This is a genomic window from Gluconacetobacter aggeris, assembly GCF_014174395.1.
Taxonomy (GTDB): Bacteria; Pseudomonadota; Alphaproteobacteria; order Acetobacterales; family Acetobacteraceae; genus Gluconacetobacter; species Gluconacetobacter aggeris.
This window is the reverse complement of the sequence record NZ_JABEQD010000014.1, coordinates 33,044-56,145: the sequence shown is the minus strand read 5'-3', so window position 1 is coordinate 56,145 and position 23,102 is coordinate 33,044. Positions and strand designations below refer to the sequence as shown.

General features: G+C 66.2%; 25 protein-coding genes. 2 read left to right on the top strand and 23 right to left on the bottom strand.

From position 1 onward, the window contains the following. Positions 1 to 6: 6 nt before the first annotated feature. From HLH36_RS16225 to HLH36_RS16125, 21 genes are all read right to left on the bottom strand, one after another. Positions 7 to 1,266, bottom strand: coding sequence for a class I SAM-dependent methyltransferase (locus tag HLH36_RS16225; protein ID WP_182987363.1), 1,260 nt, complete (start codon positions 1,264 to 1,266; stop codon positions 7 to 9). Between the two features lie 51 nt (positions 1,267 to 1,317). Then, positions 1,318 to 1,971, bottom strand: a complete 654-nt coding sequence (nfsB, locus tag HLH36_RS16220) for an oxygen-insensitive NAD(P)H nitroreductase (RefSeq protein ID WP_246376961.1) — start codon at positions 1,969 to 1,971, stop codon at positions 1,318 to 1,320. Between the two features lie 122 nt (positions 1,972 to 2,093). Further along, complete coding sequence (locus HLH36_RS16215) at positions 2,094 to 2,699, bottom strand: hypothetical protein (protein ID WP_182987362.1); 606 nt, start codon at positions 2,697 to 2,699, stop codon at positions 2,094 to 2,096. Continuing rightward, a complete protein-coding gene (locus HLH36_RS16210; protein ID WP_182987361.1) occupies positions 2,696 to 3,154 on the bottom strand; it encodes a hypothetical protein in 459 nt (152 codons plus the stop codon). Before HLH36_RS16210 ends, HLH36_RS16215 begins: the two co-directional genes overlap by 4 nt. Next, entirely contained in the window at positions 3,154 to 3,777 is a 624-nt protein-coding gene (locus HLH36_RS16205) for a hypothetical protein (protein WP_182987360.1), read from the bottom strand. The genes HLH36_RS16210 and HLH36_RS16205 overlap by 1 nt, the downstream gene beginning before the upstream one ends. Further along, the gene (locus tag HLH36_RS20120; RefSeq protein ID WP_182987359.1) at positions 3,777 to 7,397 is read right to left on the bottom strand and encodes a packaged DNA stabilization protein; all 3,621 of its coding nucleotides are present in this window, start codon (positions 7,395 to 7,397) and stop codon (positions 3,777 to 3,779) included. Before HLH36_RS20120 ends, HLH36_RS16205 begins: the two co-directional genes overlap by 1 nt. A 5-nt stretch (positions 7,398 to 7,402) precedes the next feature. Next, a complete protein-coding gene (locus HLH36_RS16195) occupies positions 7,403 to 9,289 on the bottom strand; it encodes a hypothetical protein (RefSeq protein WP_182987358.1) in 1,887 nt (628 codons plus the stop codon). A gap of 10 nt (positions 9,290 to 9,299) precedes the next feature. Beyond that, positions 9,300 to 9,824, bottom strand: coding sequence for a hypothetical protein (locus HLH36_RS16190; protein ID WP_182987357.1), 525 nt, complete (start codon positions 9,822 to 9,824; stop codon positions 9,300 to 9,302). A gap of 13 nt (positions 9,825 to 9,837) precedes the next feature. After that, complete coding sequence (locus HLH36_RS16185; RefSeq protein WP_182987356.1) at positions 9,838 to 10,245, bottom strand: hypothetical protein; 408 nt, start codon at positions 10,243 to 10,245, stop codon at positions 9,838 to 9,840. Between the two features lie 54 nt (positions 10,246 to 10,299). Then, positions 10,300 to 10,449: a hypothetical protein gene (locus HLH36_RS16180; RefSeq protein ID WP_182987355.1), complete on the bottom strand. Its 150-nt coding sequence runs from the start codon at positions 10,447 to 10,449 to the stop codon at positions 10,300 to 10,302. 152 nt (positions 10,450 to 10,601) lie between these two features. After that, entirely contained in the window at positions 10,602 to 11,510 is a 909-nt protein-coding gene (locus HLH36_RS16175) for a phage major capsid protein (protein ID WP_182967457.1), read from the bottom strand. Between the two features lie 12 nt (positions 11,511 to 11,522). After that, positions 11,523 to 12,116: a hypothetical protein gene (locus HLH36_RS16170; RefSeq protein ID WP_182978407.1), complete on the bottom strand. Its 594-nt coding sequence runs from the start codon at positions 12,114 to 12,116 to the stop codon at positions 11,523 to 11,525. Positions 12,117 to 12,574: 458 nt separating this feature from the next. Continuing rightward, the gene (locus HLH36_RS16165) at positions 12,575 to 13,069 is read right to left on the bottom strand and encodes a hypothetical protein (protein WP_182987354.1); all 495 of its coding nucleotides are present in this window, start codon (positions 13,067 to 13,069) and stop codon (positions 12,575 to 12,577) included. Further along, complete coding sequence (locus tag HLH36_RS16160; protein ID WP_182987353.1) at positions 13,066 to 13,941, bottom strand: hypothetical protein; 876 nt, start codon at positions 13,939 to 13,941, stop codon at positions 13,066 to 13,068. The genes HLH36_RS16165 and HLH36_RS16160 overlap by 4 nt, the downstream gene beginning before the upstream one ends. Next, positions 13,938 to 14,351 (bottom strand): co-chaperone GroES, encoded by a 414-nt coding sequence (locus HLH36_RS16155; protein WP_182978404.1) that lies wholly within the window; start codon positions 14,349 to 14,351, stop codon positions 13,938 to 13,940. Before HLH36_RS16155 ends, HLH36_RS16160 begins: the two co-directional genes overlap by 4 nt. Beyond that, the gene (locus HLH36_RS16150; protein WP_182987407.1) at positions 14,344 to 14,628 is read right to left on the bottom strand and encodes a hypothetical protein; all 285 of its coding nucleotides are present in this window, start codon (positions 14,626 to 14,628) and stop codon (positions 14,344 to 14,346) included. Before HLH36_RS16150 ends, HLH36_RS16155 begins: the two co-directional genes overlap by 8 nt. 236 nt (positions 14,629 to 14,864) lie before the next feature. Next, positions 14,865 to 16,757: a co-chaperone GroES gene (locus HLH36_RS16145; protein ID WP_275943823.1), complete on the bottom strand. Its 1,893-nt coding sequence runs from the start codon at positions 16,755 to 16,757 to the stop codon at positions 14,865 to 14,867. 2 nt (positions 16,758 to 16,759) lie between these two features. Next, the gene (locus HLH36_RS16140) at positions 16,760 to 17,017 is read right to left on the bottom strand and encodes a hypothetical protein (RefSeq protein WP_182987351.1); all 258 of its coding nucleotides are present in this window, start codon (positions 17,015 to 17,017) and stop codon (positions 16,760 to 16,762) included. Between the two features lies 1 nt (position 17,018). Continuing rightward, positions 17,019 to 18,491: a hypothetical protein gene (locus HLH36_RS16135; protein ID WP_338030478.1), complete on the bottom strand. Its 1,473-nt coding sequence runs from the start codon at positions 18,489 to 18,491 to the stop codon at positions 17,019 to 17,021. Positions 18,492 to 18,506: 15 nt separating this feature from the next. Continuing rightward, on the bottom strand, positions 18,507 to 18,740 hold the full coding sequence (locus tag HLH36_RS16130) for a hypothetical protein (protein WP_182987350.1): 234 nt from the start codon (positions 18,738 to 18,740) through the stop codon (positions 18,507 to 18,509). Between the two features lie 75 nt (positions 18,741 to 18,815). Next, positions 18,816 to 19,337 carry a terminase small subunit gene (locus HLH36_RS16125; protein WP_182987349.1) on the bottom strand — a complete coding sequence of 174 codons (522 nt, stop codon included), beginning with the start codon at positions 19,335 to 19,337 and terminating at the stop codon, positions 18,816 to 18,818. An 887-nt stretch (positions 19,338 to 20,224) separates the two neighbouring features. Here HLH36_RS16125 and HLH36_RS16120 point away from each other — a divergent pair. Next, complete coding sequence (locus tag HLH36_RS16120) at positions 20,225 to 20,431, top strand: cold-shock protein (protein WP_114728710.1); 207 nt, start codon at positions 20,225 to 20,227, stop codon at positions 20,429 to 20,431. Between the two features lie 117 nt (positions 20,432 to 20,548). On the opposite strand, the gene HLH36_RS16115 is transcribed toward HLH36_RS16120, so the two are convergent. After that, a complete protein-coding gene (locus tag HLH36_RS16115) occupies positions 20,549 to 21,295 on the bottom strand; it encodes a glucose 1-dehydrogenase (RefSeq protein WP_182987348.1) in 747 nt (248 codons plus the stop codon). A gap of 142 nt (positions 21,296 to 21,437) precedes the next feature. On the opposite strand from HLH36_RS16115, the gene HLH36_RS16110 reads away from it, so the two are divergent. Beyond that, positions 21,438 to 22,091 (top strand): TetR/AcrR family transcriptional regulator, encoded by a 654-nt coding sequence (locus HLH36_RS16110; protein WP_246376960.1) that lies wholly within the window; start codon positions 21,438 to 21,440, stop codon positions 22,089 to 22,091. A gap of 66 nt (positions 22,092 to 22,157) precedes the next feature. Here HLH36_RS16110 and HLH36_RS16105 read toward each other — a convergent pair whose 3' ends face one another. Beyond that, positions 22,158 to 23,066, bottom strand: a complete 909-nt coding sequence (locus tag HLH36_RS16105; RefSeq protein ID WP_182967488.1) for a LysR substrate-binding domain-containing protein — start codon at positions 23,064 to 23,066, stop codon at positions 22,158 to 22,160. Between the last annotated feature and the right edge of the window lie 36 nt (positions 23,067 to 23,102).

Here is a 23,102-nt window from a genome sequence, read left to right as displayed (position 1 = left end):
CACGCCCTACGCGGCAGCCCGCAGCAACAACCGGTTCAGGCTTTCCAGCACGGCAAACCCCTCGCGCCAGACCTTGAGGAACCGGGCCCGCTCCATCCCCCGCTCGGCCATCAGCCCGGCCAGCGCGCCCACGCTGCGCACGCCGTCCACCAGCGGCAGAATGGTCCGCATCTGCGGCGGCACCGGCACCGGCACGGTCAGCGTGCCGAAGGCAAAGGGCAGGATGCCATCGGGGCGGATCTGCCGCGCCAGCTCGGCGCCGGGGATTTCTCGCATCACCGGCACCGCATCCTCGTCGCAGCAATCGAGCGGCGCCACCCGCGCGCCCCGGCGCACCACATAGGCCACATGGGTGGCCATGTTGCCCGTCAGCGCCTCGGCCACGCTGGCCCGCTCCCGCCGGTCCAGTTCCGCCACCCGCGCCCGCAGGCGCGGATTGGGCAGGAACAGCGCGGGGTCATAGCGCGCAGGCTCCATCAGGCACGCCGGCTCCAGCCCCGCCGCGTCGAGCAGGTCGAGAAAGGCGGCAATCGTATAGGCCCGGTCGCGCGGGTTCAGCAGCAGGTCATACAACCCGGCATCGCCCCCGGTCAGATGGTCGCCGAAATTGCCGTTCTGCCGCAGCCACGCCGTGGCCGGCAGCGCGGCCATCACGCGCTTGGCGGTGCCCAGCCGCTCCGCCGGCTTTTGGCCATGCGGTGCCAGAATCTCCAGCGCCTCCTGCATCATGTACACGCCGGTGCGGCCATAGGGGGCATAGACCATCAGCCCCATCCCGCCGCCCGGCGCCAGCAAGCCCACCAGCCCGCGCAGCACCGCCAGCGGGTCGGGCAGATGATGCAGCACCCCGCAGCAGTCGATATAGTCGAATACGCCCGACACCACCCCGTCCAGCGCGGTCAGCGACCCCTGGACGAAGCGGATGTTCTCCAGCCCCCGCGCCTCGGCCCGCGCGCGCGCGATGCCCAGCGCATGGACCGAACGATCGACGCACACCACCTCCCCGGCCCGTCCGGCACGCGCCATATGCGTGGCCAGCATGATCGCCCCGTCCCCGGTGCCGCACCCCGCCACCAGCGCCCGTAACGGGGCCGCCTCCGGCCGGCGGGCACCGAACACCCAGTAGTCGATCTCCCGCAGATGGCTGGGGCTGCCGATCAGCAGCCGCTTCGCCTCATCGCGCGGGTCGCGCTCGGGATAGGGATAGGCCTCGTACTGGGCCGCCAGATCGGCGTCGCGCGCATCGGCGCCGGACAGGGTGGTCATGAACGCTTCCCGCACAGATAATCCAGGGACGCCCGCAGGCCGGGCCGGCCGTCAGGCGCGCGAGAACAGCACATCGTCCGCCAGACGCGATTTCGGCAGTTTCGCGTTGAAATCGCTCTCGGCATGATAACCCAGCGACACGATCACCGCCGGCGCCAGCCCCTTCTCCGTCAGGCCGAACGCCGCATCCAGCGCCCCGGCGTCGAAACCCTCCATCGGCGTCGCATCCACCCCCAGCGCGCCGGCCGCCAGCAGCAGGAAGCCCAGCGCGATATAGGCCTGCTTCTGCGTCCACATGGCCAGGTCGCCCGCTTCTTCATGCAGCGTCACATAGCCGCCCCGGGTCTTGCGCTGCCCCTCGCGGGCCTCCTCGCCGGCAAAGCGGCCGTCAGCCTGCTCCTGGTCCAGCACTGCCTGCAAATGCGCCGGCGGCAGGGTCGTGCGCGCGCACAGCAGCACCACATGCGAGGCATTGAGGATCTTCGGCGCATTATAGGCGAACGGCCCCGCCGCCCCCGTGGCCACGCGCGCCTTGCCGGCCGCATCGTCGGCCACGAAAAAATGCCAGGGCTGCGCATTGACCGAGGACGGGCTGAAGCGCAGCGCCGCCATCAGCTGCGCCACGACATCGTCCGGCAGCCGGCGGCCGGTATCATAGGCCTTAGCCGTATAGCGATGCTTGAGAATTTCGATCAGATCCATCATCCCGCCTCACCTTCTCTCGACGGGCAGAAAGTGGGCCGCCACGGGCAACGCGGTCAAGAGGCCAGGACGCGCGGCACGGATATGCACCCCACGCGGACCCCGTCCTCATTTCCAGACAGATTCTATTGAACGGCCTCGATCTGGAACCAGGTACTGACATCGGCAGAAAGCGTAAAAGCCGCCGCCGAGGCATAGGAAACACTGATCGCATCGCCCGCAGAAACAGGAATGACCCCCGACATGCCCGTCACCCCGTCATTATTGTAGCCCGCCGGCACCGAGATCCGGAACGATCCGGCCACCCGCACCCCGTTCCGATACACCAGGAACTGGTTGGACCCGATACCCGACTGCGCGATCGACAGCGCAACCCGCACCCGGCTCACCCCGGCCGGAATCGTGAACTGCCCCGGCGTACCCGCCGACCAGAAAGACGACGTATCGAGAATTTCGCTGTTCCATACCTTCATCTGCACGAAGCTGCCGCCGGTCGCCGCCATCGCCGCATCCGCCGACAGGCTCACCATCGCCCCCACCCAGGGCACACCCGTGGTGCCGCAGGCAAAACTTCCGCTCGCGGGCACATAATTCAGATGGCTGCCGCCGCTGTCGGGGCAGGACGGAATTTCACCATGCCCGACCGGCCCCACCATCTGCGCCCGCGCCGGGCCGGCAGCATACGGCGCCAGCACCAGCATGCCGGCCAGCATCAACAGGATTCTCTTCATTCCGAATACCATTGCGTTGCACTGTTCTGCCAGAACGTGGCGCCCCCGCCGGGCACGATCGCAACCGGCACTCCCGCCGCCAGCGCATCGATCACGCCCCCCACGGGCGGATAGACCAGCAGCGCGGAACCGCCCCGGTTCAGCACCTTGCGCCAGGTTCCCGCCAGCCCCGCCACCAGCACCGCCCCGGTGCCGGCCGCCACAGTGGTGAACAGATTGACCTCCGACGACACGGCAGCCGCCGTGCCCTGCCCGCTTCCCGCCGCCACCAGACTGCCGGAGAAGGAAAGGGCGGACGGCGTCCAATCCTGCCACGCCCCGTTCCACACCTGGATCTGCCCGGTATCGGTGGCGTAATAGACCCCGAGACACCCCGCCGGCAGGTTCGGCGCCACCGGCCGCGCGGCAAGGGTGCCGTAACCGAGATAATCGGTAATCAGCGTGCTGTTGCCCATCAGATCGGCACCCCGATTGTCTGCCCCGCCGGATCGGACAGCATGCCGACCGGCGCGATATTCCCGTTGACCAGCGGCAGCACGCCGCCCCCCGCGCCAGCCCCCTGCCCCAGCACCGCCCAGCCCGCCACCGTCCCGGCGCCCGACTGCTTGGCCCACACCGCCCCCGCCGGCCCGCCATCGCGTTGCAGGAAGACATCGCCCACCCACCCGGCGACACGCCCCTCCGGCCCGCCGAACCCGTCCATCACCCGCGCGCCATGATGCAGCACCACCACATCCCCCGGCCGCGCCGGCGCCACGGGCAACATTCGCGAACCCGGCACAACCGGGCGCGGCACGGCCGCCAGCAACGCCGACAACCGTTCCCCCCGCCCCGCCGGCACGGGTGCCGGCGGCGGAAAGGACGCCGGCAGGATCACCGAATCCGGCCCGCTGGCACCAATACTTGCCACCGGCACGCCCAGCGCCCCGGCAATCACCGACAGGTTGCGGATCGACCCGCTGGACCCGGCCTGAAGCCGCGCGAGAAACTGATAGGCCGACAGCGTCAGCCGCCCGGTCGCGGTGTCGACGAACGGCCAGTCCCCCACCGGCAGGGTCTGGCGCGGTACCGCCGGCATCACTCCATCCCCGTTTCGGTGTCCAGATAGAACCCGAGCAGATTGCGCCGCACCGGGTCCGTCACCTGCAACCGCAGCACCCGCTGCCGCGCCTGCCCCAGCTTCTGCCAGCGCAGCCGCGTCCGATACGCCCCCTGCCGCCCCATCGACCGCCAAAGCCGCAACGCGCTCCAGGTCCGCGCCCCGTCATCCGACCAGTCCAGCATGATCCGCGGGTCCACACCGGGCGGATCGTCGGCGACGGCATCAGCCGATTCCACAAACGCACTGCCCACCGGGTTCGAGCCTGCCGGCACGATCCCCCCCGTCACCGCAAAGCCACCACCCGCCCCGCCATTATCGGCGAAGGCCGCCACCGGCGCCCCCGCCGCCACGGTCAGGAAAACCGGCGGCGCCAGCCCCAGCGGCGCAGACCCGTCAGACGCCAGATAACGCGCCCCACCCGCATCGGTCAGGAACAACGCCCGGTTCGCCGCCACCGACAGATCCACGAAATCTCCCGGCGCCGCCACGAACAGATCGGCAATCCGCGCCGTGGCAAAGGCCAGGCTGCCGAAACGCGTCTGATACTGCGTGCCGGCCGGCACCGGATATGTCCCCACCGCCGTCTGCTTCATGTTGCCGCAGATCGTCACCGCCGATCCGCTCACATAGGCCACGGCATTGCCATCGCTCCACGGCCCGATCGTGTAGCCCGCCCAGTCGGTGGCGGCATAAGCCTCGCCCGAAACCGGCGCCCCGATCTGCGTCGCCCGCCCGGCGGAATACCGGAACACCCGCACCGTGTCCCACATGCGCGCATTGCCCCGGTTGGCCGCACTGTCCGACAGCCCCACCAGCAGAAACGACACCAGCCAGTCGCCACTCCCCCCGATCGGCGTCAGCCCCGGCTGGCCGCCATAAACATCCGTCCCTCCCGGCTGCCCGTCGGCAATGAACGCATATTCATCCGCAAACGGAATCTGCACCACGCCGGCAGCATCGATCCAGTTTTCATTGTCGATCGTGTACATCGGCAATGTACCGGTAGACGACGTCGCGCTATTCCCGGCAAACTGCGCCGCCAGCGCATCGTAGCTGACAGCCCCCATGGCAATCCGCACCATCGCCCCATGCGGCCAGGCCGGCCCGATCACCGCCTGCAATTCCGGATTGGCATTCCCCCCGGCCACCGCATTGGCCGCCATGTCGCCCCGGCTGAAATACAGATAATGGTTGGTCCCGCCCTGCCCGTCCGGCAGAAAGAACCCGACATTGCCGTTATAGCCGGACTGGATCAGCAGATGCGTCCCCAACTGCGCGGGATAGGCATATTTGATCACCGGCACCCGGCACGCCGCCCACGCCACCATGCTGCCCAATTGCGGATACAGCCCGTTGAGCCCACCCGACCGCGCCGCCCCGCTGATGATCTGCGCAATACTGGGAAAGACCAGCACCACACGCGGCACCGCCGGATAATCGACCTGATAGGACAGGATCGGATCGTCGATCGTCTGAGACCCGGCCAGGAAACATTGATTGGCGCCATAGATCGGCCCCGGCCCGCCAATGGCGTTATAGACAAATCCTAGAAAGACCGGCGCCGCCTGGCCATTGGCCTGATACAGCGCAATGCCTTCCCACACCGCGCCGTCATCCACCCCCACCACCAGATACTGGCCCAGCAGCAGAACCGAGACCGCATTCAGCCGGACATTCAGCATGTCCAGCCCCGGCGCCATGGTCAGGATGTCGGCCTGCACACTCGCCTGCTCCAGCGTCCACACCACCGTGCCCGAAGGCGAGACCGCATTCACCGCCCCGCTGCCCAGCGAAATCATGTTGCCCGACCGGTCCGGCATGCACGACATATTCGCCCACCCGTTATAAACGGCGGTCGACCCGGCCGTATGGCCGCCAAACTGCGGCGCCGCCAGCAGCCCCGCCCCCTCGACAACGCCGTTCCAGGGCGCAACGCGCCACCCCTGCCCCGCCATATTGCCCACCGGCGCCGCCGACGACCACATGACCGAGGCCGGCACCAGCGCCACCCCTCCGGCATAAAGCTGCACCTGCCGCGCCCCCGGCGACAGCGACAGCAGCAGATTCACCCACCCCGCCCCCCAGCCGGCAAAATCGTAAGACGCACGCACGATCTCCCCGCCCTGCATGTCGGTCGCCCGCACCACGATCTGCGCCCCGGCCAGCGTGTCGTCATTGGCCACGCCGATAAAGAAGCCCGGCCGGCTGCCCGTCGCATCCCCGCTGCCCAGCACCAGCCCGCGCGGCGCGCCGTCATCGGGCAGGTCCACCCACAGGCTGACCAGCAGACTGGCCAGCCCCACCGCCATGCCCTCCGGCGCCGTCGCCCGCGCCAGCGCGGTGGGCGTCGTCAGTTCCACCCCCTGCGGCTGATAGGTCACGTTCCGCACGCCAGGCACGCCCGGCAGGCCGATCCCCGTCTCCACATCCAGCTCGAAGCGCCGCATGAACACGCGCCCGCGCAACCCCTGCACCGGCGGCGCGGCCAGCAACCCGCGCATGGTCGCCCCCAGCTCGGTATAGACCAGCGGATTCAACGCCCCGACCACACCGCTCAGCCAATCGCCCACCAGCACCCTGCCATGGGCCATGATCGCGCAATTGGCCCGCCAGCGACCGATCGAACTGTCTGCCCCGCTGCCGGTCCAGGATTCCCGCTCGTGCCACAACCCGGTCGCCACATCATACACCCAGGTCGCGGTCGCCGAGGGAAACAGCAGGGTGACGAATTTATGCCCTTCCAGCGTGTAGCTGAAACAGCGCGCATCCGCCCGCGTCGCATAGGCCTGCCACGCCCCCTCGATCGCATGGGTCGAAACGCGCTGCGGCTGGTACCCCGCCAGGCGATAGAACATCCCGTCATCGCCCAGGAAAAAGAGCGTATTATCCTCCAGGCAATGCGCATGCGGCCCCGCAATGCCGCGCTGGATAAACGCCCCATCGAACCGCTGGAACGGAAAGGACGGCGCCGCAGTCCCGGCATCGTACCAAACCTCCGTCCGCGCCGCGCCGAACAGGTAGAGCTGCTCATGCGAATTCACGACCGCCAGCAAAGGGTCGGCCGTCGCCTCCTTCGCGGCGAACATCGTCCCGTCGAACGGCGTCACCGCCTCCTGCGGCGAGAGAAAGAATTCCTGCGTCCCGGCCCGGTTGAAAACGAAATAGGTATCGAAATAAACGACAGAATCCGCCGGATAGAAATTCTCATCCGTGATCTGCCGCACCCCGCCGGCCACCGAATAGGACCAGCCGGATTCCCCATCCACCCACACCAGATCGACGCCATTGGTATCCATCGATACCGGCCCCGTCACCCAGGTCGCGCCCAGCTCCACGCTCGACCCATCCGCATCCACCCGATACAGCGCCTGCCCCGAGACCACATACAGCGCCCCGCCCATCAGGCACATGCCCCACACCGGCCCCGCCCCGCACTGCGCGAACGCCACCATGCCCGGGCAACCCCACACCGGCACCGGCGTCTTGGCATCCTTCGGCGCGTATTCGGCATAGAAATTGACGCAACGCTGCGCATCCAGCGCCACCGAATGCGCCTGGTACGATTGCGCGGCAAAGGCCACCTGCTGAACCGCCATCGCCCCTACCCCGCCCGCCCGGCCGGCCCCGCGCCGGCACCAAACAACACCGATTGCGGCTCCCGATCCCAGGCCTGCGCCACCATCAACTTGCTGACGGCCTCCTGCTTCAGAATCGCATATTGCGCCGGATCGACCGGCCCTTTCCCCGATCCGTTATATTCCGGCCATAATTCCACAGCGAGGTTCCAGCGCATCGCCGCCAGCCACTCATCGGGAAAATCCGGCACCGAACCCAGATCGGCAAACGGCATCAGCGGCCGCTGTGCGGTAAACGCCACCGCACAGCCACTGTCCGAGGGCGCGGGCCATACATGCAGCACCCCCGCCCCCAATTGCGGATCGTAGAAGAACTGCGTCACCACGCCAGGCACGCTCTTGTTCGGAATATTGGCGTAATCCAGCCGCGACATCGGCACCAGCGGGACCTCCACCGCCTGCCCGTCGCCCGCGAACTGCCGCCGCCGCGCCGCCGGCACCCGCAACGGCCGCACCATCGGGCAAGGATAGGCCACAACCCGCGCCCCCGCCGACGCCGCGGACGGCAATGGCGCGGCCAGCGTCAGTCCACCGCCCGAAACCGCCACCACACCGGTCCAGAACACACCTCCGCCATCCAGCCAAAGCCCCACCCGCCAGCCGGCAGCGATCCCCGCCACAGCCCCAACCCTCACCTGCACCCCGGCACCCGCCGCCGCCAGCACCGTCTCGACACACTGGCTGCTCACCGCAACCGCATCCGCCGACCCGGCCCCGATCAGGTACCGCACCTGCCCCGGCTGCAGGAACAGCGTGCACTCTTCTTCGGCCCACACATGAATGCCCGAAGCCTGCCACGCCTGCACCATCGCATTCAGCGACGCGAATGCATTCTCCACCAGCCCCAGGCGCGGCACGTCCTGCGGCCCCACCGCCCCGCACAGCCGCAACGCGCCCGCGATCATCTGATAGACCGGCTGGCTGAACGGGCAGGTGGTCGTCCCCGCCGGCTCCCGATCCCACCGCGCCACCACGGCGAATTTCTCCGCCGCCATCGCCTTCAGCATCTCGAAACGCTGGGCCGGGCAGTCATATTCCGGCGCCAGTTCCACCGCCAGCGCGAAACGCAGCGCCGAGATCCATTCCTGCGGCACATCGGCACGATCGGCCGCACCACCCACATCCTGCAACGGAAGCTGGCAGGTCAGGGTCACCGCCACCTGCCCGCCGGCAGGCGCCGGATAGACGCTGAAAAGACCCGTCCCCACCTGCGGATCGTAAAAATACTGCATCGGGCTCCCACCCGGCGTCCCCTTGCCCGACAGGTTCGCATAATCCAGCCGCGACATCGGAATCAGCGGCGTCTCCACCCCCGTCGCCAGATCGACGGCCCGCGCCCCGATCACCGTCAGCGGCCGCACGAACGGCGCGCCATAAGCGACCACCACCGCCCCCGCCGATACCGGACCGCCCAGCCCCGACGCCAGATAGACCGTCCCACCGACCACCGACAGAACCGAGCACCAGAACAGCCCGCCCCCATCCAGCACAATGCCGATCCGGCAGCCGGCCGCGATGCCGGCAACAGAGGCCACCGTCACCTGCGCCGCCCCCGCCACCACCGGCGCTCCCGCAACCGTGGCCACATAGCCCTGCGCCACATTGTCCGCGCTGCCGGCGCCGATCCCATACCGGGCCTGCCCGGGCTGGAGAAACACCGTCCCCTCGCCCTGCGCCCAGACATGCACGCCCGATACCTGCCACGCCTTGATCAACCCGTTCAACGCGGACAGCGCGTCCTGATATTCGTTCGCCGGCGGCACCTCCCCGCTGGCGATCGCGCCGATCAGCCGCAGCGCGCCGTTGATGATGTCGGATGTCCCGGGGTTCCAGCCCGCGCTCCCCGTCATCATGCCGGCACCGTCACGCCCCGGCCCCAAGCGGCTTATCGCCCTCGACCATCAGGAAAGACGAAGACGATTCCCGCACTATCTTCAGCACCATGTTCTCCATCCCCCCGCCCAGCACCCCCACCGCACCCGGCAAAACAGGCACGATGGTCAGCATTCCGCCGCCGATCGCCACGATCGAGACCGCAACATTCTCACCCCGGTCGAGCATGATCTGAACCCGGTCGCCAACGGCGAAACCGAGCGTGGACGCCACCGCCACCACGCCGCTCCCGGCGGCGGCGGGCGCCGCCACGCAGGTTCCCACCACGGTAAAGCGGTTCTCCTGGCGCGGCCGGGCCACATCCACACTCTGCTCGTCCGCCACCCCGCGCACGAAATCCTGCGGCTGCTGCGCCTCCCACCGCCTTCCATCCACCAGGGCCTGCCCGGTCTGCCCGCCAGGGATGGTGCGCGCCCGAGACCGCCGGATCTTGAAACCCGACAGGTCGTCCAGCACATAATGGTCGCCAGGCCGGTACCGCCAGGGCTCGCTCACATTCGCTCTCCCGTCACGCCTGCGGCACACCCTTGATCATCTCGAGAACGATCGTGGCCGCGCTCCCCGCCCCGGCCCCCATCGTCGTCAGCAGGATCGATCCCGTCGCCCCCGCCGCTTTCGGATTGGGAATGCCCTGAAACCGACGAAAATCCAGATGCCCGAAGCCCGACAGCGTCGCCAGATCCACCGGCTCCGTCGCCTCCCATTGCAGCCGCGCCACCATCCCATGCACATCATAGGCAATGCGCCGCACCATCAGATGCACCCCCGGCACCTGTCCACCGACCGCAAAAGCCATGGATTGCGCATCCACGATCTTCATCGCTGCCAGCCCGGTCCCATCGCTGACATCCGTCACGCGCAAAACCAGATGACGCGGACCATTCGCGATCACCTGAACAGTCGTCACATCCGCCATGCCGTCCCTCCCCGCATCAGGGCGCAGCCGGCCCCACCGGCCGCGCCCACGCCATCAGCCCCGACGCGTCGTCGGCGCCGGCTTGCGGCGTACCGGCACGGTCTTCGCTTCGGCCGGCGCCTGCGCGGCACCATGGTAATGATGATGCACCTCCACCACGGCGGGACGGCGGGGAGTCGGAGGAGTCGGTTTGCGTTTGGTCATGAGGATTGCTCCATTGTCAGCGTTCTGTTCTTTTTTGAAAAAAAGAACCAAAAAACTTTTGATCAATTAAAGAAAAGACTCTTATCCGCGCATACAACACCAAACGAATAAAAGTCTTTTTGCTTCTTTTTCTTCAGAAAAAGAAGAGAACCTTAAACCCCAGGCGTCCCATACAACCCCCGCCAATCCGCCCAGTATCCGGAATAGCGCTCATAACAGGCCGCCTTGGCATTCCTCGTGTCGAAATCATTGTCCTGATCGAACGAGATCGGATCGCGCTCATAATAGGTCAGCGAATTCGGCACATTGGTCCGGATGAACCACGCCGTCTGGCTGGTGAAATAATGGTTCAGCTTGATGCCTTCGGGGAACGCATTGGTCGCCCGCAGCACGTTGATCGCATTGTTCGCCGTATCGTTCTGCAGCACCGAATTGCACACCCGGTTGGCCTCGAACCACAGCGCCGAAGGCACATTGAGCGTGCGCGGCAGCGCCGAGATCCGCATCCCCCGGTTGTTCTGGCACTGCATGATCTGCACCGTCAGATCCTCGATCGCCGCCTCCGACAGATCCGCCGCCGTCCCCAGCAGGTTCGACTGGCTGCCCGCCAGCGTCGGATGACCGGCCGAAATCAGCGGCGCCCCGTCACCCCCCAGCGCACTGGCCGAGAACGCCATGTTGTAGATGCCGGCCAGCACGTTTTCCTTGGTCTGGCGCATCGAAAACGCCAGCTGCGCGGCCCGGCGCTTCGACACCGCCTCATACAGATTGTCGCGCAGCTCCTCATAGGTCACGATATAACCCAGCGCATACGCCACATGCGTAAAGCGGCTGACCGCCCCCTGCGCTTCCGTGTCGTAATAGATCTGCTGCCCCTGCGGCTTCACCGGCGCCAGGCCGAAGCCGGTAATCTCGACCTCCTCCTCATACGCCTTGTCCGACGTCTGCTTGTCGAACAGATCCAGATATTCGACGCGGTGTTCGTCATAGCTGCGCCCCCACCACGCCTTGATACCGGGCCACAGAGCCTTGGGGTGCGCGCCCGTCGTAATTACGGCCATTGAACAGACTCCTCAGACGCCAAGCGTGCTGGTGATGGAATGAAGATTGATGCGGCACAGCCATTTCGCGTTGGCGCCGATCGCATTGTCGATCGCCTGATACGCCCGCAGAATGCGCATCTGCCCGGTCGCCAGCGTCCCCGCGCTGCTCGACTGGATCTGCCACCCGGACTGCGCCGACACGGTCGATCCCGCCCCCGCCACCAGGTTGACATTGCCCGACACCGCACCGGCCGGCAGTGCACCGCCCACCGAATCCTCCTGCACCGCAAAGACCAGATTCGGATCGTCGGCCACATAGACATAGGCCGCCTGCCCCGCCGGTAGATACGGCGCCTGGTTCTGCAACAGCGGCACCACCAGCTCGCCCGCATTGCTGGCAATGCCCTGCATCGCCCCGGTCACCAGGCCAGACGCCCCGGCCGTGGCAATCCCCACCGCCGGCACGCCATTGGCATCCGCCCCCGGCAGAACCACCAGCGGATCGCCCAGAAACAACGGCGTGGGATTGCTCGCCGGCACATAATAAACCTGCACGCCGCCGGCATACGGCGCACCGGACGCATAAGCCATCGGCCGCAGGCCAAATGGAGCATTGGAATTCATCGGGCAGACCTCTGCACGGGTGAAAAGGCAGCAGGCACGCCATGCACCCGCCGAATCGTCCTTGCCTGTTTGTGCTGCCTGAACTCTTCTTTTTCTGCAGAAAAAGAAGCAAAAAGACTTTCAGTCGTTTCTCGATAGCATATGGATGGAGAGGGAGTATTCCTAAAAATCCATAGTTTTATATATTAAAATAATCAGGACCCCATTCCAGACTCTGCCTCACCACGAGAAACCGAACCCAAAATCCAAAAAGTTTTTTGGTTCTTTTTTTCAAAAAAGAACGCCCTACTCCCGGAGTCTGGCTGGAAATGTGGGCTGGTGAGCGAGAGCGGCCCGCTACGGGCCGCGCCCGTCGCGTGTTTCCGAGCACCGAAGCGGAGCGGCCTCACTAGGCGTTAGCATCGGAGCGCAGGAAACGCACGTCGGATCGCCACCAGCGCGCATTTACGACCAGACGCCTAGCGTCGCTCTTCCCGGATCGAGATCCCCACATCCCGCGGCACATACTGCGCCTGCCGGTCCGCGCCCGTGGGGCCACCCGGCACACGCCCTTCCCGGATCTGGTCCATCAATTCCCGATGTCCCGATTCCTGCGCCGCCATATCCTCCCGATACCATTCGGCCGGGATTTCCATCAGATACGCAATCTGCGCCCCGCCGCCGCGCGCGACCCCAACAGTCATGCTCACGGGTTTTCCGGATTCATCCAGAACCTGCTTGTATCCCGCATCCCCGGCCCGCGCGATCCGCCCCGGCTCGTCATTGAACCAGTGCCGGTGGTACCCTTCCCGATCCGGATAGGCCAGCTTCTGTTCCCGCAGCCCGAACGGCCGGCGCGAGGCCACGCGCCTGACAGGCCCCACCCCCGGCGCGGCACCCGATGCAACATTCTGGGCGGCACGGCTCCGCGCCGCCTCGTTCAGCGGCACGCGCCCGCGTGTTTCGTCGCTCATGCGTCGTTCTCCCAGTAATATCCGGCCCATTCGTCCTTCGTCAGCGGCTTGCCCTTGCCCGCCAGCGCGCGGGCATAACGGTCATATTCCCGCCGCGCCTCCGCCGGCAGCGCCTCGAACCCGCGCGGATTCCCCCCGCGCCCGCCCTCACCGCGCGACGGACTCACCGGCGGCGGCGCCTCGCGGCGTTTGTTCTCGAACAGGGCAGGATGCAATTGCCGTACCTTGCGCCGCGTGATCTCCAGCCGTTCCGCCAGGCTCAACCCCGGATGCTGCCGATCCACCGCCGACTGGATCGCAATCGCATCCTGCCGCGCCTCCGCATCGCGCGAAAACCACGGATTCGCCTGCACGAAATCCATAATCTCCGGCGGCATGCTCTCCACCCGCTCCACCGGAGCCGGAGCCGGCGGCGCCGTATCGCGCAGATCCTGCAAATCCCGCTCGGCCACCGCAAACGCCGTCGTGTCGCCACTGGCCACCGCCGCCTGCCGCCGGCCCTCGATATCGCGCACCGCACGCTGATAGGCCCGCTCGTCGGCCCGCCGCGTGCGCTCCGTCAGGTCCGCCAGCGCCTTCTGGCTGTCGCGCAACTGCGCCTGCATGGTCGCATACCGCCCATCCAGCGCCCGATATTGCTGCTGCAACACCGGCAGCAAATTCATCCCCCGGTCCAGAAAGTCCCGTGCCGGCCGCCATTTCTCCACATCACCCCGAAAATCGTCACGCGGCACCCAGCCCATCCGCCGCGCCTGCGCCTCGACCTCCGCATCCCCCTCGACAGGCGCCCCACCCTCCGGCGCATCGGCCACCGGCTCGTGGCCCTCGGCCTCCGCGTGCAGCACCACGCCCTCTTCGCGCTCGTCCGTCATGCAAGCTCTCCCTCCTGCTTCGCCACTGCCGCAATCGCGGCAATACAGCGCTGCGACATCAGCCGGTACAGCCGCCCATCCTCACCCTTCAGCAACTGCCCGGCATAGCGTTCGAAATAAACCCGATCCCCCGCCGCCGGAATCGTCCCCACCCACTGCCGCGTGCCGTCATCGTTCCAGCGAAACGCCGCCGGCCCCACCGCAATCACCGTCCCATGCTCGGCCGCCAGCGTCTGGCGCTCCACATATTCCGCCGGCAACTGCACCGCCCCGCTGGTCATCTCGGCATGCACATCCGCCAGCACCAGGATCTTGTCGTCCAGCGGCACATACCCCGCCCGATTCACCCCGTCCCAATCGGAAACCACGAATTCCTGCTGGTCGAATTTCAGAATGCGTCCCTCACGCATTACCCGTCTCCTTCCGTTCCGGCACATCGCCGTAAAACGCCCGCATCGCCGCCCATCGCAGCTCGGCCATCTCGGCCGCCAGCGCCGCCCGGCCCCGCGCCTCATGCTCCTGCGCCAGCGTAATCGTCCCCGCCCGCCACTGGCCCAGCATCCGCTGCTCGATGCTTTCACCATAATCCGTCAGAAACAGACGCACCGCCCGCGTCACCGGATGATGCCGCCAGGCCAGGAACGCCTCCTCCGACAGATCCTCCAACATCGCCTGACGCTGCTCCATCGGGGGGGATCCTTTCTTTGGGTCTTCTTCTTTTTCTGAAGAAAAAGAAGCAAAAAGACTTTTTCGACGTTTCTCGATAGCATCAGGATGGAGAGGGAGTATTCCTAAAAATCCATAGTCTTCCATTTTTAAATCATAAGAATAAAACAAGCATCTCCACCCAACCCACCAACCCCACCGAACCCAAACAGATCAAAAGTTTTTTTGGTTCTTTTTTTCAAAAAAAAGAACATCCTTCACCCAAGCTCCACCTTCCGAGCCTGCGCCAACCGCAAAGCCGCCTCCGCCAGCGTCGAGACCTGCTCCACCGCCGCGCTCCCCGCCCGCATCTCCATCTCCCGCGCCTCACGCTTCGCGCGCAGATCCAGCTCCGCCGCCCGCGCCATCGCCGCCGGATCGGGCGTGGGCGCGGGCCGCAACACCTTGTCCACCATCCCGATGGCAGCAGCCTCGAAGGCACGGCGGCGGATTTCATGCCCGTCGCACCAGGGATCGTCCTTGAAGGCGAGCAGGAAATTGGCGCGTGCCAGTTGCTGCATGTCGGTGACGATCTCGGGGTCCGACACCGGCTCCACCCCGCCCCCCTGCTCGTAATCGGCGCGGGTGACGCGAAAGAACGCGCTGCCGTCCCGAAAGCCGGATTCATCGGGCAGATACAGCCGGTTCAGGCGGTAGAGCTTGCGAAACTCCCCGCCCAGACTGCGATGAATACGCTTAAAGATGGCGCTGAACACTTTCAGCCCCTGCTGGATCACCGCCAGCCCCAGCACACCGGACACATTCCCACCCGGCATGGCGCCGGAGAGGATATCCTTGACCGACGCAATCTCCCGCCCGGCATCGACCAGAAAGCCCAGCAACTGAAACAATACCGGATTGGGCCCCGGAAACTGCAACGGCACCAGATTCTCGCGCAATGTGGCACCCGGCGTATTCACCACCTTGTATTCGCCGACCTGAAAGCGCACGGACCCGCTGTTCAGCGACATGCCCGAGCCGACAAAGCCACCGCCGGCGTTGGCGAGATGCGCGGCATCGAACATCTGGTTCAGGCTGGTATTCACCGCCGCGTTCAGCGGATGCAGCAACGTGCCGAACCCGATATCGTAGATCGCGGAATCCGGCGACGGGATAAAGGAGAATTTGGTGTAATACGAAACCGCCTCGATCCGCCGGATGCGATGATCCTGCGCATCGAACATCACCCCATCCATGTCGAACCCGGCGGCAATGCGCGCAAGCCGGCCCGAATCGCGGGCGATGGTCACGATATAGGGCTCGGCATACCCGTCCCCATCCAGATCCAGCCGCCGATGCTGCTCCAGGAACGTCACCGGCGCATCGCTGTCCTCGCCGCCCTCATGATTGCCGCCATAATCCTGTTCCAGGAACAGCCCGGCCCGGATTCGCTCCTCGATCTCCCAAGGATAGAGGTCGATCTCCTCGGTTATCCGCGGCGCGGTGGCAAAGGATTTGGCATGGTAATCGATGCACAGCCGCAGCGGGTCGACCGTCTCGCTGACATTGCGCTGCAAGGCCGGGTCGAAATAGGTCTTGCGGAACATGGTGCCGATAATGGACAGCTTCAGCAGCAGCTTGTCGGTCTGCTCCTCCCACTCCGCCATCTCGTCCAGCAACTGCCAGCTCATATGCCGGCCGATCGCCGTCGCCCGCGCCCGCTTCGCCCCCGGCGGCACCAACCATAACGGCCCGCCATCCGGCCCCGTCAAGACCTGCCCCGGCCGCAGCGGATCGGGCACCGGCACACCGGAATCAACCCCCAGCACGGTGCCCCGCACCACGTCCCGGTCACGCACGATGCCCGGATAGGCCCGTGCCGCAAACTGCACCGCCGCCACCGTCAGCAGCGGATAGATGACGTTCGACGCCCCCGGCCAGGGATAGGTCTTGGGCTCGGCCACCTGCTGGGCCAGATCCAGCCAGCGGCGGCAATTCTCCTTCCATTCGGCCCGCGTGGCCTCGTCGGCCCGCCAGTCGCGCGCCACCCGGTCCGCCACCCGCCCGTGCGTCGCCTCGTCCAGCTCCTCCGCAATATTCGGGATCTCGATCCAGCGCCGCAGCCGCTCCGCCAGATCCATGTCGGGTCCATCCCGCTCCGCCGCATCCATGCTCAGCACCCCTCGCCGCCGGGCGAGAACTCGCCGCACACATGCTCGGGCACCACCGGCGGAAAGGTGGCGAAGGGCTGCGGCGCCAGTTGCCCCACACGCGGCGCCCCCTGCGGCACCAGCACCACCGTCACCTGCGGCGGATAGCGCCGGCACACCACATCGCCGCCCTCCACGCCATGATGGCGGCACTGGCGGCAGCTACGCCGCCCCAACCCCAGATGCGCCCCCAGATGCGCCGGAATCACCAATCCTGCCATGTCAGTATCCCGTAATGTGCGATCGCGTCCGCCCGTCATCGGGCAGCGCGCGCCAGATATCGTCATCCGCCTCCGCCCCGCCGGCCCCGCGCAATTCGCTGCCGAACAGCCGCGTGGCCACGTATTGCAGCGCGTCCATCACATGCGACCACCGGTTCTTCTCCGGCCGGTCGGTATAGCGCTCGCCACTCACCTGCACGCGCCGATACTGGTAGCCGCCCATCAGCGCCCGCCGCACGGTCGTGCAGCGCGGATGCAGCACAAAGCCCGGCGCCGCCCCGTCCAGCAGCGTGCGCAACGGCCGGCGCACACTCTCCAGCCGGATCGCCAGCGTCTGCATCCCCGGCGTGATGGCAATCCCCCGCGCATGCAGGATCTCGAAACAGGTCCGCTCGTCGGTCTGCGCCTTCTGCATCCCCGCCGGATCGCCGATATCCACAAACCGCGTATCGGGAAAATGCTGCGCCGAATGCCGCCCCACGATCTCGGCAAACCGCTCGATCCCCATGGCGTCCGACACCAGCTCGTCCACCACGATCCACTGCCCGGACGGCAGCATCTGCGTAAAGACACAGGCCGGCGTCAGCCCGAAATCCCAGCCCCGATAAACCGGCAGCGCCGGCACCGTCCGGCATTCCCGGCAATGGAACCCATCGTTATACTCGCCGAAGACCGGCCGCCCTTCCATGACGAACCCGTAATCCCCGTCGATATAAACCTTGTTCCACTCGTCGCTTTTCCCGACCGCCAGCCGCTGGTAATAACCCGGCGGCAGATTGTCCAGATTCTCCGCCATGGCGGCCCGCCCGCCGGGCTGGCGAAAGATCCGCGCGAAGCGTTCCACATTCATGCCCGGAATCACCTGCGCCAGCGCCGCCACCGCCTCCCCATGATCCTTTTCCTCGAAGAACCGGTACCAGTCCGATTCCGCATCCGGCGGATTGGTATCCATGATCACGCCCGACCATGTCGCCCCACCGTCCCGCCGCGCCGGATACCGCCCCACACGCCCCTGCACCGCCTCGATGATCGCCCACGGCACCTCGCGCGCCTCGTTCACCCACGCCCCGGTCAGCTCCAGCGACAGCAGGTTCCCCACCTGGTCCGGCCGGTCCAGCGCCCGAAACAGAAACTCGATCTCGGCCGGCTTCTCGTCCCCCTCCGCCACCATCCGGTCGATCACATAGGAATGCTCGCTCGGCTTCCACCGCCCGAAGCGCACCGGCGGAAACCATTGGTGCACGGTGCGGATCGTGGTGTCCTCAAGCTGGCGATAGGAATTGCGGATCACCGCCCAGCGCGAGCGCCGCACGCCATCCGCCCCCGGCGCCTGCCGCAACCCCCGCAGCACGATTTCCCAGACGCAGCCCGAGCTTTTCCCGGACCCGAACGGCCCCATCAGCCCCCTGATAAAGGCATCCGATTCCATAAACCGCCGGATCGTCGGCACCGACTCCCGATTATATCCCAGCACGCGCAGCCGGCGCCCTCAGCGCCCCTTTCCCACACGATGCGGTCCATGATCGGGCAGCGGCGCCACCCCCATCCGCCCGCCACGCGAACGCGGCGCAGGGGCCGCCGCGCGCTCATGGTCCTTCAGGACAACACCATCCGCCCTGCCGGCACGCACCCGGTCCTGCGCCCCCGCCAGCTTTTCCACGCCGAAATCCTGAGTCTCGCCCGGAATCATCTCGCCCTCGGCCAGTTCTTTATGCTGTCGCATGAATACTCTCCCCCGATCTTTCCGCAGGGCTCCGCCCTGCACCCGGAAGGGGACAGTCGTCCCCTTCACCCCTGTTCAGCGCACGACGACGGTGTACAGGCCCGGCGGATCGGCGGGCTTGCCGTCGCGGCCCAGATGCTGCTTCACATCCTTCAGCAGCCCGAAATGCCGCGCCAGCAGGTCCAGGCTCGGCGTACGCGCCGCCAGCCGCACCGTGAAATTCCCCGCCTTGTCCCACGACCACCCCGTCACCGCCGCACGCACCTCCACCGGCAGCGTCGCGATATCCTCCGGCCCCCTCAGCGGATGCGCCGCAATCGTGCCCACATCGTAGAAGGCCAGCCGCGTCAGCTCGGCAATCACCCGGTCCTGGCTGAACTTCGTCCGTTCTTCCAGCGCCAGCTCCGCTTGGCGGATCGCCTCGCGCACCCGCACCGACCGCAGCAGCTTCCACGCATGCTGGCGCGCATACCCCGCCCCATACCCGGCCCGCATCGCCGCCCGCGTCGTGTTCAGGTCGACCAGATATTCCGCGACGAACCGCGCCTGCCGCACGGTCAACCCCCGCGCCTGCTTCTCCCCCGCGTCCGCCGCCATCGCCTTCCCCCCGGTCTCACCGCACCGACCATATCGCCCGATCCGGGGGGCCGGATATCCTTATTCACCCCCACATTCCCTCGGGATGGTTTGGTTTGTTTTTTATAAAAACAAACGAAAGCCGGAATCGCTGGCGCCATCCCCCTGCATCACAAACTGGCGAAGCAGGGCACGTTCCATGCACCACTGACACTTTCACTGGCTGCGCGCCACGGCCGAGGAACGGTTCGACCGCATCACCCGGCTGGCGCGCAGGACTTCGGCGGCATCGAAGGGCTGCGCAAGGATTCCTGTTGCCATTACACGATGATGGACAACGGCATCTGCCTGATTTCGCGACGCAAGGCTGGACGCCCGCATGCATGACAGCGTCCTGGCCCGCAACTGGGTTTTCTACGCCGGCGCCCCCTGCATTTCGAGGGCGAGCGTGTCGGCGTGCTGTACGTCGGCGACGGCAAACCCCGCGATTTCAGGCACCGTCCCCATTGAAGCACAGGCGGTGGTTAGGGTGGGAAAGCCGGGTTCCCGTCGGCCAGCCCTCCCTCATTGGCACAGCCAGTCTCCCCCATCTGGCGGCCCCAACCTCACCATTCCCACCTCTCCCACCATCCCGTCCGGGAGAAAATCTCCATCACGAAATCTTGCCGCTTTCTGATATTTTCGGGATAACGACAGGCATAATCAACGCCGTAGAAAATATTTCCATGTAATAATGACGGAAGGAAGAATTTTTAACTTGATTCTGAAATTTATTCATGTGCAGATGGTGGCGGTGGATGCTTTTATGAGGACCCCTGGCGCGCGTTGTGTCGGTGTTGTTCCGTGACAAGTTACGATTGCGTACACGTTTTGTATGCACCACCGCACTACAGTAAAGGAGCCTCGTTATGACAACAGGCACCGTAAAATGGTTCAACGGCACCAAGGGCTATGGCTTCATCCAGCCGGAGGACGGAACCGCCGACGTGTTCGTCCACATCACCGCGCTTGAGCGCGCCGGCATGGCCACCCTCAACGAAGGCCAGAAGATTTCGTATGAAATCGAGGCTGGCCGCAACGGCAAGAAGTCCGCGGTCAATCTCAAGGCTGCGTGAAGGTTCCGCCAGCGGCACCCTCGGAAACCGCCCCGCTCTTCGGGGCGGTTTTTTTATGCGCCGGCCACAACCGGCGAAATCCCGGCCCGGCGCTGTCGCGCCAGGCCGGTCCCCATATCAGCGCAGGCCGCCGGACGCGATCAGCGTTTCCCCCGTCAGCCACCCGGCATCGTCCGACGCCAGGAAAACCGCCAGCGGCGCAATGTCGCGCACCTGCCCCGTGCGGCCCAGCGGCGTCTGCGCGATGATGGCCTGCTCCATCTCCGAGCCGACGACCTGCGCGGTCTGTGTTCCCTCGGTCTCGATCAGCCCCGGATTGATGGCATTCACCCGGATCTTCTTCGGCCCGAGTTCCCGCGCCAGCGACCCGGTAATGGCATCGACCGCGCCTTTGGTGCCGGTATAGACCGCCGAATTGGGCGGCGTGATGCGCGAGACGACCGAACTGATATTGATGATGCTGCCCCCGGCCCCCAGATGCGCCACCGCGGCCTGGGTTGTCAGCAGCACGCCCAGCACGTTGACGTTGAACTGCCGGTGGAAATGCTCTTCGGTGATCTCCTCGATCGACCCGAATTCATAAACGCCCGAATTGTTCACCAGAATATCCAGCCGGCCGAACTGGCTGATCGCGGCATCGACCAGGCCCTGCGCGTCGGCCTTGCGCGACACGTCGCCCTGCACGGCAACGGCCTTGCCACCGGCTTCGGTGATTGCGGAGACCACCGCATCGGCCCCCGCCCTGCTGGACGCATAATTGACGATGACGGCAGCCCCTTCCGCCGCCAGCGCCTTGGCGATCCCGGCCCCGATCCCCTTGGAGGCGCCGGTGACGATCGCGACTTTTCCTGAAAGCTTGCTCATTGGTCCATGCCTCTTCTGGGCCGGGAAGCGCCTCCGCCCCTCATGCCCGGTTTGCAAAACGGATAGGTTAAAATGTGGAGCGCCCGCTCCAACATGAGGCATATTGAGAGACGCATCCCCGCGTTCAAGGATTTATGGAGCGATGACTACAAAAATAATCGCCGACACGCAGGCCGCCCCGCAGACCGCCCCCACCCGCCGCGGCCGGGGCCGCCCGCAATCCTTCGACCGGGCGCAGGCCCTGTGCGCCGCGATGCGCCTGTTCTGGGACCGGGGCTATGACGGCACCAGCTTCGACGACCTGACCGCCGCCATGGGCATCAGCGCGTCGAGCTTCTACAACGCGTTCGGCAGCAAGGAAGCCCTGTATCAGGAGGCCATCGAGGCCTACATCAAGCTCGTCGGCACCTGGTTCTTCACCATCCTGAACGCACAGACCGACACCCGCAGCACCTTCGCGCACCTGCTGACCACAGCCGCCACCGAATTCACGCGCAACGACCTGCCGACCGGCTGCATGATCGCAGCCGCCGCCACCCAATGCGCCCCCACCCAGGCCCGCCTGCGCGACCTGCTCGCCACCCAACGCATCCAGGCCGAAACCGCCCTGGCCACCCGCCTCCACCAGGGAATCGAGGCCGGCGACCTCCCCCCCGACACCGCCATCAAGGCCCTGGCCACCTTCTACAGCGCCCTCCTGCGCGGCATGGCGGTGCAGGCCCGGGACGGCGTACCGCGCCAAAGACTGCAGGAAATCGCCCGCATCGGGATGCAGGCCTGGCCGGTGCCGGCATAGCCGCCCAACCGTCCGAACGCGCCGACACCCGCGCCACGCTCCGCAATTATAGAGAACGCGGCGATCTCAGGATTTGCGCACTTCCTCCACCAGCCACGAGGCAAAGCTCGCGATCGGAGGGTGCCCCCAATTCTTGTCCGGTGCCCGCAGGACATAGGCCCCGAAGGATACATCGACGAAATCCTCGGACAGAGGCCGGATTTTGGTCAGGGTCCCCCGGGCCAGGTCGGTTTCCACCAGGAAGCGGTTGGCCAGGGCAATGCCCGCGCTCTCCCGCGCGGCCGCCAGAACCATGTGGGCCTGCCACAGCTTGGCCACCGGCTTGTAGGAAAGATGCAGGGAAGGACATTGCGTGGCGAACCAGCGGTTCCAGCTCTGGTCGCTGCCTTCTTCCAGAAGAGGCAGCATGGCGAGGTCCGCCGCACAGACGGGCTGGAAGGGCAGGGCCCTGACGCAATCGGGACTGGCGACCGGAAAGACGCTGGGGCGGGTAATTTCCATCTGCCGCATGGTTCCGGTGCAGCCGTCGCGCACGAAGCGGATGTCGGCGTCGGCCCCGTCGTCGCGGAACATGGCCGGCGTCTCGGACGGCCGTATGACCAGGTCGATGTCCGGATGGCTGGCCCGGAAATGCTGGCAGCGCCCGGCAAGCCAGTGGAATGCGAACCCCGGCACGCACCAGATGGTCAGCGAACGCTCGGCGACATGGGCACGCGTATCGAGCGTGGCCCCTTCGATCTGGTCCAGTGCCAGGGCGACGCGATCGTGATAGGCGCGTCCGGCCGGCGTCAGCCGGCCGGACGCGCGGTCGACCAGCTCACGGCCCAGGAAGCGTTCCAGATCGCGCAGATGACGGCTCATGACCGCATGGTCGACCATGAGCGTCTTCGCGGCGCGCCGGATTCCCTCTTCACGTCCGATGACGACAAAGGCGCGCAGCAGCGCCATGGATGGCAAGAAACGACCATATGGCATGCGTTCCTCCAAAAGTGGGCGGTGATCATTCGTCAC